This is a genomic window from Bacillus lumedeiriae, assembly GCF_044891285.1.
In the GTDB taxonomy this organism is placed as follows: domain Bacteria; phylum Bacillota; class Bacilli; order Bacillales; family Domibacillaceae; genus Pseudobacillus; species Pseudobacillus lumedeiriae.
Genome location: NZ_JAUIYO010000075.1, coordinates 1 through 247 on the forward strand (window position 1 = coordinate 1; position 247 = coordinate 247).

At 46.2% G+C, this 247-nt stretch carries 1 rRNA gene; it reads right to left on the reverse strand.

Annotation, left to right across the window (positions count from 1 at the left end):
- Window positions 1–143 precede the first annotated feature (143 nt).
- Window positions 144–247 (reverse strand): 23S ribosomal RNA (locus QYG89_RS17405); the annotation flags it as partial.

The following is a 247-nucleotide window of genomic DNA, read 5'->3' on the forward strand; positions in this document are numbered from 1 at the left end:
GTATGGGAACGGGTGTGACCTCTTCGCTATCGCCACCAGACTGTATAAAGTTGAAAGAATTGTTCTTTCAAAACTGGATAATATGTTTCAAGTAACCGGCAATCGAGTGCCATTTGGTGTTGCTTTTACGCCATGCGGCGTGATTGGTTAAGTCCTCGATCGATTAGTATTCGTCAGCTCCACGTGTCGCCACGCTTCCACCTCGAACCTATCTACCTGATCATCTTTCAGGGATCTTACTAGCTTG